This is a genomic window from Thalassotalea psychrophila, assembly GCF_031583595.1.
In the GTDB taxonomy this organism is placed as follows: Bacteria; Pseudomonadota; Gammaproteobacteria; order Enterobacterales; family Alteromonadaceae; genus Thalassotalea_A; species Thalassotalea_A psychrophila.
The window spans coordinates 1,196,992-1,215,268 of the sequence record NZ_CP134145.1 but is presented as its reverse complement, the minus strand read 5'-3'; the positions used below and the strand labels follow the sequence as shown (position 1 = coordinate 1,215,268).

Genomic DNA, 18,277 nt, shown 5'->3' with positions numbered 1-18,277 from the left:
GAACATGCTATTATCTTATAGAAGGTGAGTAAAAGGTTAAATTAGCACTAACTAATATATCGTTAATACCCGGTACATTTAATAAATAAATTTTTCCACGCACGATCTCAACCAAGCCTTGGCTTTCAAACTCTTTTAATGCTGCATTAACTCTCGGCCTAGTTATATCAGCTAAGTTTGCAAGTTGCTGCTGGGTTATTGTAAGCATTGGCATAGCACCATTAATATCCACTTGTTTTGAAGCAACATCTAATAAGGCAAAAGCAACTTTTATTGGAATTGAAAATTTTTGGTTCAATACCCCTTTTTGCACAAGAGGTAAAGTATTTTGCTTTAACACAGAGAACATCAATTTATATATCTCTGGTTGTGTCTTTGTCAGATCAACAAAGTTTGAATCTGTTACTTTTAAAAAAGTAGAGTCCTGTAAAAATTCTGCATTTATTGATTCTTGTAAGCGATAATCCATCAGCTTGCCATAATAAAGAAAATCGCCCTTGCCAAGTAATTTATAAGTGAAATGATCAAAATCTGAGGTGCGAATTGAAATGATCACACTGCCTTCTAGTAAATAAAACAGTCCATCATTAGTCAAATCAGACGTTAAATGATAATACCCTTGCTGACGCGTAAGTATCATCCCTGTTTGCACAACAGTTTGTTTAAATTCTTCACTTAAATCGCATGGCCAACGCACTTCTTTTAGTAATTCTGCAACTTTTACATTAGATATAGACAATTAATTACACTCTCAAACAATAAACATTAATTTAACAAACAGAAATGTCCTCATGGGAACATAACTCGATCGTAACTTGTTTAATAATAGCTCCATCAAAACACAACTCAATGTTTTTCAACAGCTATTTTCTACTGCGTTGTACAACATTGGCATACTTTAGAAAATTAGTTTTAAAAGGAACTAGCGATGAAAGTAAGAAATGTAAGTAAATTAGCGGCTCTAGTATCAGCGGCACTATTATCAACAACAGCAATGATCCCTGCAGCTATGGCAGCAGGCGGAGGTAGCGCTGCTCCTGCAATTAGCTTGAAAGCTGAAGCCGGCAACACCTTATTTACTAACGTTAATGTATTTAACGGTACTGACAACAAGCTATATAAAAACTTAAATGTTTTAGTTGAAGGTAACAAAGTTGTCGCTATAACTGAAAAAGACATTAAAGCGGGCAAAAATACTGTAGTTATTGACGGTGAAGGTAAAACGTTAATGCCTGGTCTTATCGACGGTCACGCCCATATTATGATCAATGCTCATTTTGACAGCGTTGAGAAGAACATGGACTTAACCGACATGGCTTACCGTGCAACAATCGTTACTGAGCGTTTCTTAATGGACGGTTTCACTACGGTTCGTGATATGGGTGGTCCAGCGTTTGGTTTAATGCGTAACATTAATGATGGCCATGTTATTGGTCCTCGTATCTTCCCATCTGGTACTTTCATTTCGCAAACATCTGGCCACGGTGATTTTCGTGACCGTAATGATGCTGGGTTTTCACCATCAACAACTGGTGACCTTTCAAACTTCGAAAGAATGGGCATTGGTGCTGTAGCAGATGGTAAAACTGAAGTATTAAAAGCGACACGTACAAATTTACGTAACGGTGCTACTCAAATTAAAATGATGGCTGGTGGTGGTGGTTCATCACGTTTTGATCCGATGGATACTACGCAATTTTCTCAAGAAGAAACCTGTGCCATTGTTGAAACGGCGAAAGATTGGAACACTTACGTTGCTGCACACGTATTTACAGACCGCGCGATGGATCGTTTAATGGACTGTGGCGTTAAATCATTTGAACATGGCTTCTTTATGAATGATGAAACAATGAAACGTATTTCAAAAGAAGGTGTTTATGTTGTTCCACAAATGTGGGGATTATCTCCAGATTTAGCGAAAAACCCGTTAATGCCTAAAGAAAAACTGCCTATGGTTGCAGTTCTTCAAGAAAAGTTTGGTGATTACGGTCAGCGCTTAATCGAAAATGATGTAAAAGTAGTATTCGCCTCAGACTACGTTGGTGTTCATGAAGATGCAGAACGTGCTCGTCGTTATGAAATCTGGTGGCGTGGTCAATCTTTTGGCAACAACTTTGAAGTGTTAAAACAAATGACTTCAACTGCTGGTGAGTTAATGGCTATGTCAGGTCCTCGTAACCCTTATTTAGATGCTGGTAAACTAGGTGTTGTTGAAGTTGGCGCAGCTGCTGATTTAATATTAGTGGATGGTAACCCGCTTAAAGACTTAAGTGTTATCGGCGCAACTGACAAGTGGTTTGACGCTGATCCAGAGTACAAGCAAATTGACACTCTGAACGTTATTATGAAAGACGGTGTTATTTACAAGAACACAATCAAGTAGTTTTAACTTATTTTATAACATTAAAACAGCGACTTAGGTCGCTGTTTTTTTTGAGTAAAACTTAGTTCTAAATGGATGTTTGACTATAATCAGTCTATATATAGTAGTAACTAATTAAAATGTGGTATCAAAAATGCGCCAACTAACATCTATTAAAATATTCATTGTTTCTGCTTTTACATTAGCTTTGCTGTTAGGTTGTAAAAGCACCCCATCAACGGTCGATTATGACACTGACACAAACTTTGGCCAATTTAGCTTTTATCAGCTGACCGACACAACGAAAGATACTTCAGCGCCAAGTGACGAAATAACCAGTGAGCGTATTAAAGAAGCAATTATTACTCAATTATCAGGTAAATCTTTATCTTTGGTTGAAAAAGATGGCGATCTACAAGTTAATTATTTCACCACATTAGAGCAACGAGAAAAGAAATCGTCGTTTAGTATAGGAATAGGCGGTTCAAACCGTAGTAGCAATTCGGCTACCGGTGTAGGCCTTGGTACAACAATACCTTTAGATTCAGATTTTAATACTTACATTCAAATCACCATAGACATGCATCATCAAGGAAAACTGGTTTGGCGAGGCTTTGATGGCTTTGAAGCAGAGCAAGATATCAGTCCTGAGGATAAGCAAAAAGGTATTAATGAGGTTGTCGCTAAAGTATTGGCAAATTATCCTCCAAAAAAATAATCTCAGCGCTGATTTCACTGTCATGCATTTAGTAAAATCATATAACCAATTGATATAACCTTAGCTCCAAATAAGGTTTATTATTATAAACATTAGTAATAGCGTTATTATTGTTTATTGAACTGGTGGTTTATGACTGTGGCAAATATTGAGATTAATTTAGCATCCTTAAAAAACTTAGCTCTATGGGCGAGAATAGTATTTTCATCACTATTTGTAGCGTCATTATGCGCAGCCTTAATATGTGCCTACTTGGGTGAATCAAATAATATTGTTATTGCTGTCAGCTTATTAGCGGGTACTACACATGGTATCTACTCGGCAGAAAAAATTCGCAAAGGTATAGGCTTTAGCAGATACAGCCAACAGGTAGAAACATTACATAGAGATAGATAATTTTAAGTTAATTATTCGCTGAATGTACAAACTAATTGCCATCCATGGCAGTTTGCATTCCTTCATCCATGAAGTAAAAAGGGAGCTACTAAGCTCCCTTTTCTATGGTTGATAATTTGCTAGCAACTAAATATTTCTCACATCAATAGACTGTTCATTCAATGCTGCTTTACGTTCACGCTCTTTGCGTTTTTCACAAGGGTTATCGCAGTTACAAGCCTTATCGATACCAATACTGCCTAAACCACCACAACTACCAGCCAATGTTTTTTGTTGGATAATATAACCAATAGCCATTGCTAAAAACATAACAATGAAAAAACCAAACGTTAATAAAAATATATTCATTTAAATCTCTTTCTTTTTACTACATGGATCCCCGCCTTAGCAAGGACGACAAGAGTCGCTTACTACATGGCCCCCATCTCGCGGGGACGAAATAGTCGCTTACTACGTGGTCCCACCTCACAGAGAGGACGATAGTCGCTTAATTATTTAGCAACTAACCGTAGAAATTGCTCGGTAGTTTGTTCACTAAAACCATCTTCAGTTTTACTAATTAAATACACAGCCAGATTATTTGCTTTTGCAAACTCAAAGCCTTTTTCAGGTCCCATTACTTCAATCGCCGTTGCTAAGCCATCGGCTGTCATTGATGATGGGTGCACTACAGTAACTGAAACAAGCTTATGGTTAATAGGCCAACCTGTATCAGGGTCTATAGTGTGAGAATAACGGATACCGTCTTCTTCAAAATAATTTCGATAATCACCAGATGTGGCCACTGCATTATCGCCGGGCATTATAACCTGTTGTACTGCTCTTGTCCCAGAAATTGGCTTCTCAACAGCAATACGCCAAGCTTGTTTGTTGGCTTTTACACCTTTAACTCGCATTTCACCGCCAATATCAACAATATAATCGTTAATATCATACAGCTCGAGTAACTCAGCAACTTTGTCTACAGCAAAACCTTTCGCTATAGCAGATAAATCGACATAAACGTTTGCATCATTTTTTGATAATAGTCGGTTTTTTAGATTTAATTTATCAATACCAATATGTAGTTTTGTTGATGCTATTAATTCTGTTGAAGGAACCTTCTCAGCACGCTTATCAGGGCCAAAACTCCAAAGGTTGACTAACGGGCCAACAGTTACGTCTAATGTGCCATTAGTAAGATGAGCTAAGCGTATTGATTCACTCAGTACTTGGTTTAACTCTACTGATATTTGGCGTGCATCATTACCTTGATATTGATTGAATTTAGACAGCTCAGAATTTTTGTCATAGGTAGACATTTGCGCGTTGATTTTTTTTAATAAGTTATCAACTTTTTCTGCTAACTGAATTTCTTCAACATGTTGCTTTTTACCTATTAACTTAACGCTATATACAATAGGTCCCATGGTATAGCCGGTTAACTGAAGCTCTTGTAGATCGGTTTCAACATTTTCAACAGGCTCAGAACATGCAGTAATTAACAACAGTAATAAAACGACAACGGTATTAGATATTTTTGATAAAAACATAGGTAATAACAGATAGATAATTTGCGTGAATTATAAACTAATGAGGGTTGGATTAATATATTCTAAAATATTTGTATCAACTTACTTCTAACTCGTTCCGGTTCATCGAAGTGGGGTCAGAGCAAAACCCTATTAAAATTAATAGGTTTTGGTCTGACCCCGCGTATCTGCACCTGCTAGTTTTTCGGTTGGCGAGAATTTATTCTCGCAATCAAAAAAGACGACCTAAGTCGTCTTTTAAAATCTACATATCATTAATATTAGTTTATTGATTTGGATTTAAGTTTGTTAATCAAGGCAGAAGCGCGGAGCCTAGTTTACTAGGTGAGCACTTCTAACGCAGAGCAACAGCTTAAAAACTATCAAGAAGCAATATTAACCACCGAAGTCGTCGAGTAATATGTTCTCATCTTCTACGCCTAAGTCTTTAAGCATACCGACAACTGCCGCGTTCATCATTGGAGGACCACACATGTAGTACTCACAATCTTCTGGCGCTTCGTGGTCTTTCAAGTAGTTTTCATAAAGTACGTTATGAATGAAACCTGTCATACCATCCCAGTTATCTTCTGGTTGTGGATCTGAAAGCGCCACATGCCAGTCGAAGTTATCGTTTTCAGCGGCTAAGCCGTTGTAATCGTCTTCATAGAACATTTCACGCTTAGAACGTGCACCATACCAGAAGCTCATCTTACGCTTTGATTGAAGACGCTTAAGTTGGTCAAAAATGTGTGAACGCATTGGCGCCATACCTGCGCCACCACCGATAAATACCATTTCGTTGTCAGTGTCTTTAGCGAAGAACTCACCAAATGGCCCCGAAATAGTTACCTTATCGCCAGCTTTTAAGCTAAAGATAAATGAAGACATTTTACCTGCAGGTAAATGTAAACGTCCTGGAGGCGGCGTAGCAATACGCACGTTCAGCATAATAATGCCTTCTTCTTCTGGGTAGTTCGCCATTGAGTAAGCACGCAAGGTGTCGTCTTCAACTTTTGACTCTACATCGAAGAAACCAAAATGGTTCCAGTCGCCACGGTACTGTTCATCAATATCAAAATCTGAGTATTTAACGTGATGCGCAGGTGCTTCAATTTGAATATAACCACCAGCACGGAACGGTACAGACTCGCCATTAGGAATTTGCAGCTTAAGTTCTTTAATGAACGTTGCTTTGTTATCGTTAGAGATAACTTCACATTCCCATTGTTGAACGCCGAAGATTTCATCTTCAAGTTCAATTTCCATGTCTTGTTTTACCGCAACTTGACATGCTAAACGACAGCCTGCTTTAGCTTCACGCTTGGTAATGTGACCTTCTTCCGTAGGAAGAATATCGCCACCACCAGAATGTACGTCAACACGACACTGGCCACAAGTACCACCGCCACCACAGGCAGACGGTACAAAAATACCTTGGTCAGCTAATGCGCCAAGAAGTTTGCCACCCGCAGCAGTTGTTACTGCTTTTTCAGGGTCGCCATTAATCGAAATAGTTACATCACCTTCGGCTACTAATTTAGACTTAGCAAATAAAATCACTAACACTAAAGCAACAACGATAGCGGTAAACATGCCTACGCCGAGAATTATTTCTTGCATAGTATTTTCCTTTGTACTTCGAGTTTAAAAGACTTATTCAGCCTTTTAAACTGCATTAACCTTATAACGAGATACCACCGAAAGAAAGAAAGCCAAAAGCCATCAAACCTGCGGTAATAAACGTAATACCTAAACCTTTCAAACCATCTGGAACGTCTGAATACTTCATTTTCTCACGGATACCCGCAAGTAAAACAATAGCTAACGCCCAACCAACGCCTGAACCAATACCGTAAACAACTGACTCACCTAGCGTAAGGTTTTTAGCTACCATGAAAGACACGGCACCAAAAATTGCACAGTTAACAGTAATAAGCGGTAAGAAGATACCTAACGCTTGGTATAAGGCAGGGAAGAATTTATCTAGAACCATTTCTAATATTTGTACCAGTGCCGCAATAACGCCGATAAAGGTAATAAAAGAAAGGAAGCTAAGATCGATAGATTCTTTCGGGTCTGTAATGCCCATGACGCTATCTAATGCGCCAGGAGCCAAAATTGATTGGTAAATGATTTGGTTAGCTGGTACGGCAATACCAAGTACTACAATTACCGCTACACCAAGTCCCATTGCTGTACTAACTTTTTTAGATACAGCAAGGAATGTACACATACCAAGGAAAAAGCTTAGGGCGATATTCTCAATGAAGATCGTTTTAATAAATAAACTTAAATAATGTTCCATGAGTTCCTAATCCTTTTCAACTTGTTCTGGTTTCCACTGGCGAATTGCCCAGATAACTAAACCGATAATGAAGAATGAACTAAATGGCAATACTAGTAGACCGTTGGCTTGATACCAACCATCGTTTTGTACTAATGGTAAAACTTCAATGCCGAAGAAAGTACCAAAACCAAATAACTCACGGAAGAATGCAACAACCATTAAGATAGCACCGTAACCTAAACCGTTACCAATACCATCCATAAAGCTTACTACTGGCTTTTCTTTCATCGCAAATGCTTCTGCTCGACCCATTACAATACAGTTAGTAATGATTAAGCCAACGAATACCGAAAGCTCTTTAGATAACTGGTATGAAAAAGCTTTTAACACTTGGTCAACCACGATAACTAAAGACGCGATAATCGCCATTTGCACGATAATACGTACACTAGAAGGTATATGATTACGAATAATCGAAATAAATAAGTTTGAAAACGCTGTAACTAATACAACAGCTAAGGTCATCACTAACGCGTTTGCCATTGAACTTGTTACCGCAAGCGCAGAACAAATACCTAGTACTTGTAATGCAATTGGGTTGTTGTCAACGATAGGTGATATAAGCACCTTTTTAGTATCTGAATCGCTCATTAATTTAAGCCTCCGTCACGGAAGTTATTGATGAATGGACCGTAGCCTTCTTCACCTAACCAAAAATGTAATGTTTTTTCTACACCAACACTTGTTAACGTTGCACCAGATAAAGCGTCAACACCATGGATGTCGTCTTTTTTAGCGCCGCCTTTAACAATTTTAATGGCAATTGCATTTTGCTGGTCAAACATTTTTTTGCCTGGCCATAATGCTTTCCACTTAGGGTTCAATACTTCAGCACCTAGGCCTGGAGTTTCCTTGTGGTCAGAATAAACAACCGATTTAACTGTGTTTAAGTCAACTTCTAAACCAATAAAGCCATACATAAGATCCCAAAGACCTGAACCAACAATTGGTAAAATAACCGAATCAATGGTACCTGCGCCGTTGCGTACTAAGTACACTACCGAGCTGTTCGCGCGGCGGTTAATACCGGCAATATCATTTGCTGGTTTAATTGATTTAGTTACATCACGAGCATCACGACGTTCGTCAAATGACGCTGCATCGCCTTCAATGAACTTACCTGTGTCTAAGTCGATCATTTTAGCGACAACGAATTTTTCGTAAGTAGCAACAATGCCGTCTTTAGTACCAAGCTCTAATAAGCCAGCTGCTTCTAAGATCTTTGTTTGTTGGTCAAGTAATTTGTTTGCTGTTTGTAAAGGCTTAAGTTTAACTGCAGAAACAGATACAAGAGCCGCACATACTAAACAAACTACAACTACGAAGCCAAGAGTTTTGCCGAAAGTTTCTTTATTACTAGACATTACGAGCAATCCTCCGTTTGATGTTTGACTGAACTACAAAGTGGTCAAATAATGGTGCAAACAAGTTAGCAAATAAAATAGCTAACATCATGCCTTCAGGGAAAGCTGGGTTCACAACTCGTACTAGTACAACCATAATCCCAACTAAGGCACCAAAGAAGTACTTACCAGTGTTTGTAAATGATGCAGATACTGGGTCAGTTGCCATAAACATCATACCGAACGCAAAACCACCAACAACTAAATGCCAGTACCAAGGCATAGCAAACATAGCGTTTGAGTCACTGCCAATAGCGTTAAATAAGAATGCCGTTGCAACCATACCACCGAACACACCTAATACGATGCGCCATGAAGCAATGCCTTTATAAAGGATATATGCACCACCAAGTAGAATAGCGAATGTTGATACTTCACCAACAGAACCTGGGATAAAGCCCCAGAATGCATTCCACCAATCAGTATTGATTGAGTAATCTACAGTACCAGCTAATGCGGCACTTAAAGGCGTAGCACCCGAGAAACCGTCAACAGCAACCCAAACTGCGTCACCTGAAATTTCTGCAGGATAAGCAAAGAATAAGAACGCACGACCCGCTAATGCAGGGTTTAAGAAGTTCTTACCAGTACCACCAAAAATTTCTTTTGCAATGACAATACCAAAGGTAATACCGATAGCAACTTGCCATAAAGGAATTGATGCTGGCAGGATAAGTGCAAATAAAACAGATGAAACGAAGAAGCCTTCGTTCACTTCATGTTTACGTACCGCAGCAAATAAAACTTCCCAAAAACCACCAACAATAAATGTTACGGCATAAATCGGTATGAAGAACATTGCGCCGTAGAACATCTGCATAAAGATGCTCGCACCTTCGCCTAAGCTACCACCAAGCATGGTAAATAAGTTAGCCTGCCAAACATCTGGAACAGCAAAACCAGCAGCTAGTGCTTCGTTTGCTTGAAAACCAATGTTGTACATACCCCAGAACATAGCTGGAAATACGGCTAACCAAACAGTGATCATAATACGTTTAAGATCAATACTGTCACGGATATGCGTTTTACCCTTAGTTACATAACCAGGAGTAAATAAGCCCGTAGCAACGGCTTCGTATAATGCGAACCATTTCTCGTGCTTGCCGCCTTTTTCAAAATGCGGCTCGATATCTTCAATAAACTTTTTCAAGCCCATGTCTAACCTTCCTTTTCAATAGTGGTTAGGCAATCACGAAGGATAACGCCATAATCAGTTTTACCAGGACATACGAATGTACATAGTGCTAAATCTTCTTCGTCTAGCTCTAATGCACCTAACTGCTGAGCACCATCGGTGTCGCCAGAAGCTAAATCACGTAATAACAAGGTAGGTAAAATATCTAACGGCATAATGCGCTCATAGTTTCCAATTGGAACCATAGCGCGGCTACTACCATTAGTCGTTGTAGTCATGTTGAATAATTTGTTACGGAAAAAATGCGACATATAGGCGCGTGTAACAGAAAACATATTCGGACCTGGGTACATGTAACCGATAAACTCTTTCTCTCGGCCTTCTTGCAAAGCAGTTACTTGCACTTGGTAACGACCAAGATAAGCATGTACGCCTTGTGCTTTAGCACCTTGTAGAGGAGAGCCGGCTATAACACGAATTTCACCACTTGCGATTTCGCCAGCAGTTAAGTCAGTTGTACTAGCACCAAGTAATGTTCGAACTAAACGAGGTTGCTTAACAGCAGGACCAGCTAGTGAAACAACACGATTAGTGTCTAATTTACCGGTAGTAAATAACGTACCAAAAGCAATAACATCTTGGTAACCAACATGCCATACAACTTTATCTGCAGAAACTGGAGATAAGAAGTGGATGTGAGTACCAACTAAACCAGCAGGATGTTTACCAGCAAATTCATTTACTGTTGCGTTACCTGTTGGAATATTTGCACCTGGCGCTTTAGAAACAAAAACTTTACCTGAAGTTAATTGAGCCAATACAGCTAAACCGTTAGTAAACGCTTCAGTTTGCTCATTAATAATAACTTCTGGGTTAGCAGATAATGGATTAGTATCCATAGCACTAACAAAAATGTCTCTAGCTTCGCTACCTAATGCAGGAACTTTGCTGAATGGGCGAGTACGTAACGCTGTCCATAAACCAGAATTAACTAGGTTTGTTTCTACATCTTCACGTGATAAAGATGAGATTTGGTCAGCTGAGTAAGCGTTGAAAGTTTCTTCTTCGTTGCCATTTAATTCAATAACAACAGACTGTAAAACACGCTTTTCACCACGGTTGATTTCTTTTACAACACCGGCTGCAGAGGCTGTGAATTTAACGCCAGGATTCTTTTTATCTTCAAAAAGAAACTGACCTTTTTTAACGCTGTCACCTGTTTTTACAAACATGGTTGGGCGCATTCCCACAAACTCTTCACCTAATGTTGCAACAGTATTGATGGTCGAACCATCATGGATTACTTGCTGGGGAACACCTGTAACAGGAATATCCAGACCTTTTTTGATTGTAATCATAAACACATGCACTACTTTTTGACGGGAGTATTTAAAATTAATAGCCCTAATTATAAGCGGTTACTAATCCAGTGTTTCTTGAATGGTAAGCAACTAAAACATCAGCTGTTTACAAACAAGAGCTCTAAGTTAAATTTTCTGGCGCGGATTTTAACATATATAGCCCTATGATTTCTATGGACAGGAACACATTTAATAACAATTTAGTGAAAAATACTTAAAAGTGTAGGTGTAAGTTTAAAATATTGAATAAAAACAGCGACTAAATCTTTTTAAATGACAACATAAAAATATGTTTTTAGGGGATGATTGATAAAAATAACCCCTGATATTACAGGGGTTAGACTAAAGTTTAATATGGTTTAATACTTATTAACCTAAATTATTTATTTCGGCTAATGGGCTTACATCAGCATCGTAATCTACGCCGTCAACTTCAAAACCAAATAACTTTAAGAATTCATGATGGTAACCAGTGTAATCGGTAAGTTCATCAATAGTATCTGTATCAACACTATCCCAGATAGTTTGTACTCTGTCTTGCACGTCATCTTCCAATTCTTTCAAGTTTTGCATCAAACGGTTGTGTTCACCGATTGAACGTTCGGTGCTGTATAGGTTATCGCGGAACAAACCTTGAATTTGATGAATCGGGTTTTCTTGTGTGCCATCTGCTTTCATTACTTTAAATAAGCTAGAAATATAAAGAGGCATAATTGGAATAGCAGAACTTGCTTGCGTAACAACTGCATTTAATGATGTTACAAACGCCTCGCCATTTAGGTGGCTAGTTACGCTGCGAATTTCTGTAGCCGCTCTGTCTAAATCTTCTTTAGCACGACCAATAGTTGCTTTACCGTATAATGGCCAAGTTAATTGCTTACCAATGTAAGTGTAAGCAACCGTTTTAACATTATCGGCTAATACGCCAGCGTCATTCAGAGCATTCATCCAAAGCTCCCAATCTTCACCGCCCATTACTTTAATTGTGCCGGCAATTTCTTCATCAGAAGCAGGCTCTACCGCTACTTCTTCAATAACACGTTTAGAAGTGTTAAGACTCTTAGTAGTAAAACCACTACCAATTGGTTTAAGTGCTGAAGAGTATACTTCACCGGTATTTGGATCAGTACGACGCGGTGATGCAAGAGAGTAAACAACTAAGTCAATCTGACCTAAATCAGCTTTAATGGTTTCGATGGCTTGTGCTTTGATTTCATTTGAAAAAGCATCGCCATTAATATTCTTTGAATATACACCAGCGTCATCAGCAGCCTTTTGAAATGCCGCAGTATTATACCAACCGGCAGAGCCCGTACGTTTTTCTGAAGGTTCTTTTTCAAAAAACACACCTAATGTACTAGCACCGTTACCGAAAGTAGCTGTAATTCGAGACGCTAGGCCGTAACCAGTTGAGGCACCAATTACTAATACATTTTTTGGTTTAGCATCGGCTTGTGGTTGCGACTGCACGTAGGCAATTTGTTCATTAACGTGTTGTGCACAACCTACAGGGTGAGCATTTGTACAAATAAAACCACGTACTTTTGGCTTGATAACCATAATAAAACCTTAATTATTTTAATTTATATTTTCGACCCTCTACAGCTAAATTAATGACTACAGAGATCGTTTTGAAATGTTAATTGTCGCTATTGTAACAACTTTTGCCAGCTATGAGGTCAGAGCAGCCAGTTATTTCAATATTTTTTTAACTATCGTGTTTACAACCGACTATTGTCTATTTTCAAAGTACGCTTGTTCAGTTATTCCATGATAGGCTTTCACATCATCATAAAAAGCTTTGTATGATGACCATATCTCGGCAACGTTTTCATTTTCAGCAGCCATATCCTTAATCACTTTATCCGTTGTATCACGTAATTTATTAATGACCTCAGGCGGGAATACTTTCACTTGCACACCGTGCTTTTCTTGTAAAACTTTAAGGGCGTTGGCGCTGCGTGCAGTATATTCATTTAGCATGTCATCATTAACAGCACGCATTGCAACAGTAACCATAGCTTGTAAATCTTTAGGCAATTCATTGTATGCCTGTTCGTTTATAATGAACTCTAGCGTAGCACTTGGCTCTTGCCAAACAGTTGAATAATAATATTTACTGGTTTTATAAAAGCCAAAAGCCAAGTCGTTATATGGGCCAACCCACTCGGTCGCATCAATTACACCGCTTTGTAATGAAGAAAATATTTCCCCTCCAGCAATTTGAACTGGCAAACCGCCCGCTTCTTTAAATACTTTTCCGCCAATACCACCGATGCGCATTTTCAAGCCATTTAAATCGTCAATTGAATTAATTTCTTTGTTAAACCAACCTGCAAACTGGCCACCAGTGTTACCGCCAGGAAAAGGAAGAATGCCAAATGGTTTATAAAGTTTTTGCCATAGTTCTAAACCGCCACCATAATAAAGCCAGGCATTAGTTTCTGTCACATTCATACCAAAAGGCACTGCGGTGAAAAATGATGAGGCTTCCATTTTTCCCGTCCAATAGTATGCTGCGCCATGCCCCATTTGTGCAGTGCCATTTTTTACTGTATCAAACACTTCAAACCCTGGAACTAATTGCCCAGAGCCAAATACTTGTACCGTTAACCTGCCATTACTTAATTCGTTAACGTGTTTAGCAAATTTTTCCGGCCCCATACCTAGGCCTGGAAAGTTTTTCGGCCAAGTAGTAACAAGTTTCCATTTGTAAGTTTTTTGCTGTGCAACCTCGCCACTTTCTTGTTGCTGTTTTTCACCACAGGCTGATAACAAACTCATTAAGCTTATTGCAATAACCGCTGACTTTTTCAGTGCATTCATATTTTTTTATTTATCCGAACTATTGTTATAAATTATTTTTTATTGTGTTTTGAACTTTGTATTTAACCATAAACTTTATTCGGCAGCCAAGTTACCAACTCAGGCCACATAGATAATGCCACCAAAAGTAACAATTGTATGATTATAAATGGTACAACGCCTTTGTAAATTTGCGAGGTTTTAATTGCTTTATCGGCAACCCCCCTTAAATAAAACAAGGCAAAACCAAATGGCGGAGTTAAAAATGATGTTTGTAGGTTAACCGCAATCATTATGCCTAACCATATTGGATTAATATCCATCATTAGTAATATTGGTGCAACAATTGGTACCACAACAAATGTGATCTCAATAAAATCTAAAATAAAACCAAGTAAAAAGATCACCAACATTACAATAATTGTTGCTGTAATTGCACCGCCAGGTAATTGTTCAAAGAAATTCAAAATAATTTCTTCTCCGCCTAAGCCTCTAAACACCAGCGAGAATAAACTAGCACCAAGTAAAATCAAGAACACCATTGAGGTTATTTTAACAGTGTTTTGCATCACTGACGTTAAGTTGGCTTTGCTTAATTGACCATTCAACTGTGCTAAAATTAAGGCTCCAAAAGCACCAACTCCAGCAGCCTCAGTAGGTGTTGCAAACCCTCCCAATATAGAGCCTAAAACAACCGCCATTAATAATAATGGTGGAAATAAAGACTTTACCAGTAACGCCCAGCTGATCTGCACTTGATCTTCTTCTGCTGCAGGAGGAACCTTATCAGGATGGAATACCGCCATAAATATTGAATAAGCAATATATAAAATAACAAGAATAAGACCAGGAACTACAGCACCAGCAAACAAATCGCCGACACTGATAGTGTCAGGACTAAAATTGCCCATTTTCAATTGTGCCAGCTGATAAGAATTTGATAAAACATCACCGAGTAAGACTAACGCGATTGATGGCGGAATGATTTGTCCAAGCGTACCTGTTGCACATATGATCCCTGTTGAAAACGATGCATCATAGCCTCGCTTGATCATCGTAGGTAATGAAAGCATGCCCATAGTGACAACTGTAGCGCCAACAATACCGGTACTTGCAGCCAATAACATACCTACAATGGTTACAGAAATAGCCAATCCGCCACGTACTCGTCCAAACAATTGCGCCATGGTTGTTAATAAATCTTCGGCTATTTTGGCGCGTTCGAGAACCCCGCCCATAAATATAAATAGCGGAACGGCAAGTAGTGTTTGATTACTTAAAATTCCATAATAACGAGAAGGTAGTGCCGATAGATATGAACTGTCAAAATATCCCATCGCCGTTGCAATTCCAGCAAACGCTAACGAAGTTCCGGCAAGCGAGAAAGCTACAGGGTAACCAAGTAGTAATACCAAACAAACACAAACAAACATCAATAGAGCAAGATATTCCATTACTCTTCGCCCCCATTAATATCGCGATTATCATTTAGTATGAGAACATTACGAAATATCTCTGCCAGACCTTGTATCACCAAAGTCACCACTAACAATAAAATAAGTGACTTATTAAGATATACAGCAGGAAGCCCCCCGGGCTCTTTTGACTTTTCAAGAATATCCCAAGATAAAGCAACATAGTCATAGCTAATATAAAATGTGAAGATACATACAGGTAGAAGTAATAAAAGTGTGCCAAATAAATTAACCACAGCTTTTTGCTTAGTTGTAAATTTTTGGTAAAAAATATCAACACGAACATGGCCATCATGCTTTAAGGTATAAGATGCGCCTAACATAAACACAGCGCCATGCGCGTATAGCACAGATTCTTGCATGGCTATCCAACCAAGATTAAAACCATATCGAAGCATTACTACCGCAAAAGTAAGTAATACAACCAATAGAGTTAACCAAGCAATAGCCTTACCTAAAACTTCGGTAATACCGTCGGCTATTGAGATAAACCGACGTAAAAAGGAGGTGTACATTTTATTCTCAAAGAAATTATTTTTTATTATTGTTTATAAATAACAGAAAATTAACATTGAGGAAATATCAAATAGTGCTAAATAAGAGGTTTATTCATTAATTAATGTTATTTACCTCCCCCCATACAGTTTGGCGATTTTGGTATTTCACCATTGTTCATGGTTTTCCATTGTTCTGGGGTGTAGGTGTGCATAGCCAGCGCATGGATATGGTTTTCTAATTCATCAGCTAAGACAGTGTTAACTTGACGATGTCGGCCAATTAAACGTTGTCCATCAAACTTTTCACTGACAATAACAACCTTAAAGTGTGATTCACTACCTTCAGGCACATTATGCATAAAGCTTTCATTATTTACTTCAAGGTAGATAGGGGTAAATGTGGCTAATAATTTTTGCTCTATGGTAGCGGCTATAGTCATGATGATTCCAAATTCTGAATATTTCGAAAGGTTAGGTTCACTCGCCCTTGTAATGGCTTTGCTGATTTTGGTAAAGCGTGTTGCCAGTATTGCTGGAGATTGCCCTGCATTACCAATAAGCTCCCCGATTGTAGAGTTAAATTAAGCTTTTCTCCAGAGGATTTATGTTTTAAACAAAACTTTCGTTCTTGGCCAAGTGATACCGAGGCAATTGTTGGTTGAATACCAAGTTGCTTTTCATTATCACTATGCCAGCCCATAGAGTCGTTATTGTCTCGGTAATAGTTTGCCAGAACAGAATTAAAATGAGTATTTAATTGCTGTTGGCAATGCTCTTTAATAGTTAATAGTGTTTTATGCCATGGTAAAGGAACTAATGGCAAACCTGAATATTTATACTCAGCCTCTTTATCCCCATACCAGGCTTGTAATCTTGGAATAGTGACCAGCTTGCCAAACATTTTAATTTGCTCTTGCCGCCACTGTAATTGTTCAACACAAGATACATATAATTCACTGGCCTGTTGGTTTGAATAAAAACTTGGCCAATATAACAGTTCTCCTTGGCAATAACTTTCTACCGGAAAATTCAACATGTTTGACAATTTCATCAACCTTTTAAAAACTTATCTATTACCACTAAATTATAGGTATAATAGCGGCACTTATAACTGTTGAAAATAATTTATGTTAAGCCCTTTCTTTAAAAACGACCAACCTATTCATTTAGAACGTTTCCCTGTTGCACAAGTAAATCGTAGCTTACAAGCATGGGATTCTGCTGATGAATATATTATTGATTATCTAGAAGAAAACAACTTTTTAAATGAGACTACAAACATTGTCATTTTCAATGATAGCTTTGGCGCATTAACAGTTAATTTATATCACCATAATCTACAACTAATTCATGACTCTTATATTTCACAACAAGGTGTTAAATACAATCTTGATACGAATTATATTGATATGGATAACATTAACTTTTTAGATAGTTTATCGGCAATAACGACTCCAGTAGATATTGTTATTTTAAAACTTCCTAAAGGTAAGGCTTATTTAGAGTATCAATTACAGCAAATACAACAATGTGCAAATACAGATACTTTGATCATTGCTGCTGCCCGCGCTAAAGATATTCATACATCAACGTTGAACCTATTTGAAAAACATATTGGTGAAACAAAGACATCTTTAGCAGTAAAAAAATCTCGATTGATATTTTCAAAACTTGATACAAATAAAAAAACAGAATTACCAAAGGCAAAGATTTGGCCATTAGAAAAAACTGATTTTACAATTTCAAATTTGGCTAATGTCTTTTCTCGTGACAACCTAGACATTGGTGGTCGCAATTTACTTGAAAATTTGCCAAGTATTAATGGCAATATTGACGTAGCCGATTTAGGCTGTGGAAACGGTGTAATTGGTCTTGCCATGCTGGCCAAAAACCCAGATATAAACATGCATTTTTATGATGAATCTTACATGGCAATTCAATCTACCAAAGACAATATTATCAACAACTTACCCGACAAAGAAGCGCAATGTTATTTTTACGTAAATGATTGTTTAACTGATGTTGAATCAAGTAGCTTAGATTTAGTCTTATGTAATCCTCCTTTTCATCAACAGGCTGCTGTAACCGACCATATTGCCTGGCAAATGTTTAAACAAAGTTATAATGCTTTGAAAAAAGGTGGCGAATTAAGGATAATAGGCAACAGGCAACTTGCATATCACATTAAGTTACAACGTTTATTTGGAAATTGTGAGACAATTGCTAGTAATTCGAAGTTTGTCATTTTATCAGCGAAGAAGTAA

Annotated in this window: 19 protein-coding genes; 4 read left to right on the top strand and 15 right to left on the bottom strand. The window is 38.1% G+C overall.

Features of this window, described 5'->3' with window-relative positions; genetic code table 11:
• Positions 1 to 10: 10 nt before the first annotated feature.
• Positions 11 to 739 (bottom strand): Crp/Fnr family transcriptional regulator, encoded by a 729-nt coding sequence (locus tag RGQ13_RS05185; RefSeq protein ID WP_348392499.1) that lies wholly within the window; start codon positions 737 to 739, stop codon positions 11 to 13.
• 189 nt (positions 740 to 928) lie between these two features.
• Here RGQ13_RS05185 and RGQ13_RS05180 point away from each other — a divergent pair, with 189 nt between their 5' ends.
• From RGQ13_RS05180 to RGQ13_RS05170, 3 genes are all read left to right on the top strand, one after another.
• Positions 929 to 2,383, top strand: a complete 1,455-nt coding sequence (locus RGQ13_RS05180; RefSeq protein WP_348392498.1) for a metal-dependent hydrolase family protein — start codon at positions 929 to 931, stop codon at positions 2,381 to 2,383.
• Positions 2,384 to 2,516: 133 nt separating this feature from the next.
• A complete protein-coding gene (locus tag RGQ13_RS05175; protein WP_348392497.1) occupies positions 2,517 to 3,080 on the top strand; it encodes a DUF4136 domain-containing protein in 564 nt (187 codons plus the stop codon).
• Between the two features lie 132 nt (positions 3,081 to 3,212).
• Positions 3,213 to 3,476 carry a hypothetical protein gene (locus RGQ13_RS05170; RefSeq protein WP_348392496.1) on the top strand — a complete coding sequence of 88 codons (264 nt, stop codon included), beginning with the start codon at positions 3,213 to 3,215 and terminating at the stop codon, positions 3,474 to 3,476.
• 126 nt (positions 3,477 to 3,602) lie between these two features.
• Here RGQ13_RS05170 and nqrM read toward each other — a convergent pair whose 3' ends face one another.
• The 14 genes from nqrM to RGQ13_RS05100 all read right to left on the bottom strand — a co-directional run bounded on the left by nqrM (position 3,603) and on the right by RGQ13_RS05100 (position 17,064).
• Positions 3,603 to 3,824 carry a (Na+)-NQR maturation NqrM gene (nqrM, locus tag RGQ13_RS05165; RefSeq protein WP_348392495.1) on the bottom strand — a complete coding sequence of 74 codons (222 nt, stop codon included), beginning with the start codon at positions 3,822 to 3,824 and terminating at the stop codon, positions 3,603 to 3,605.
• 143 nt (positions 3,825 to 3,967) lie between these two features.
• Complete coding sequence (locus RGQ13_RS05160; protein WP_348392494.1) at positions 3,968 to 5,008, bottom strand: FAD:protein FMN transferase; 1,041 nt, start codon at positions 5,006 to 5,008, stop codon at positions 3,968 to 3,970.
• A gap of 375 nt (positions 5,009 to 5,383) precedes the next feature.
• Positions 5,384 to 6,610, bottom strand: a complete 1,227-nt coding sequence (nqrF, locus tag RGQ13_RS05155) for an NADH:ubiquinone reductase (Na(+)-transporting) subunit F (RefSeq protein WP_348392493.1) — start codon at positions 6,608 to 6,610, stop codon at positions 5,384 to 5,386.
• 61 nt (positions 6,611 to 6,671) lie between these two features.
• On the bottom strand, positions 6,672 to 7,295 hold the full coding sequence (nqrE, locus tag RGQ13_RS05150) for an NADH:ubiquinone reductase (Na(+)-transporting) subunit E (protein WP_348392492.1): 624 nt from the start codon (positions 7,293 to 7,295) through the stop codon (positions 6,672 to 6,674).
• Between the two features lie 6 nt (positions 7,296 to 7,301).
• Positions 7,302 to 7,928: an NADH:ubiquinone reductase (Na(+)-transporting) subunit D gene (locus tag RGQ13_RS05145; RefSeq protein WP_348392491.1), complete on the bottom strand. Its 627-nt coding sequence runs from the start codon at positions 7,926 to 7,928 to the stop codon at positions 7,302 to 7,304.
• Complete coding sequence (locus tag RGQ13_RS05140) at positions 7,928 to 8,701, bottom strand: Na(+)-translocating NADH-quinone reductase subunit C (protein ID WP_348392490.1); 774 nt, start codon at positions 8,699 to 8,701, stop codon at positions 7,928 to 7,930. The genes RGQ13_RS05145 and RGQ13_RS05140 overlap by 1 nt, the downstream gene beginning before the upstream one ends.
• Positions 8,694 to 9,896, bottom strand: coding sequence for an NADH:ubiquinone reductase (Na(+)-transporting) subunit B (locus RGQ13_RS05135; protein ID WP_348392489.1), 1,203 nt, complete (start codon positions 9,894 to 9,896; stop codon positions 8,694 to 8,696). The genes RGQ13_RS05140 and RGQ13_RS05135 overlap by 8 nt, the downstream gene beginning before the upstream one ends.
• A gap of 2 nt (positions 9,897 to 9,898) precedes the next feature.
• Positions 9,899 to 11,233: a Na(+)-translocating NADH-quinone reductase subunit A gene (locus RGQ13_RS05130; RefSeq protein WP_348392488.1), complete on the bottom strand. Its 1,335-nt coding sequence runs from the start codon at positions 11,231 to 11,233 to the stop codon at positions 9,899 to 9,901.
• Positions 11,234 to 11,605: 372 nt separating this feature from the next.
• Positions 11,606 to 12,796, bottom strand: coding sequence for an enoyl-ACP reductase FabV (fabV, locus tag RGQ13_RS05125; RefSeq protein ID WP_348392487.1), 1,191 nt, complete (start codon positions 12,794 to 12,796; stop codon positions 11,606 to 11,608).
• A gap of 171 nt (positions 12,797 to 12,967) precedes the next feature.
• Positions 12,968 to 14,062: a TRAP transporter substrate-binding protein gene (locus tag RGQ13_RS05120; RefSeq protein ID WP_348392486.1), complete on the bottom strand. Its 1,095-nt coding sequence runs from the start codon at positions 14,060 to 14,062 to the stop codon at positions 12,968 to 12,970.
• A 62-nt stretch (positions 14,063 to 14,124) separates the two neighbouring features.
• Positions 14,125 to 15,495 carry a TRAP transporter large permease gene (locus RGQ13_RS05115; RefSeq protein WP_348392485.1) on the bottom strand — a complete coding sequence of 457 codons (1,371 nt, stop codon included), beginning with the start codon at positions 15,493 to 15,495 and terminating at the stop codon, positions 14,125 to 14,127.
• Positions 15,495 to 16,031 (bottom strand): TRAP transporter small permease subunit, encoded by a 537-nt coding sequence (locus tag RGQ13_RS05110; protein ID WP_348392484.1) that lies wholly within the window; start codon positions 16,029 to 16,031, stop codon positions 15,495 to 15,497. The genes RGQ13_RS05115 and RGQ13_RS05110 overlap by 1 nt, the downstream gene beginning before the upstream one ends.
• A gap of 107 nt (positions 16,032 to 16,138) precedes the next feature.
• Positions 16,139 to 16,453, bottom strand: a complete 315-nt coding sequence (locus RGQ13_RS05105; RefSeq protein ID WP_348392483.1) for a BolA/IbaG family iron-sulfur metabolism protein — start codon at positions 16,451 to 16,453, stop codon at positions 16,139 to 16,141.
• Entirely contained in the window at positions 16,450 to 17,064 is a 615-nt protein-coding gene (locus tag RGQ13_RS05100) for an alpha-ketoglutarate-dependent dioxygenase AlkB family protein (RefSeq protein WP_348392482.1), read from the bottom strand. Before RGQ13_RS05100 ends, RGQ13_RS05105 begins: the two co-directional genes overlap by 4 nt.
• A gap of 76 nt (positions 17,065 to 17,140) precedes the next feature.
• Between RGQ13_RS05100 and RGQ13_RS05095 the strand changes: the two genes are divergently transcribed.
• Entirely contained in the window at positions 17,141 to 18,277 is a 1,137-nt protein-coding gene (locus RGQ13_RS05095; RefSeq protein WP_348392481.1) for a methyltransferase, read from the top strand.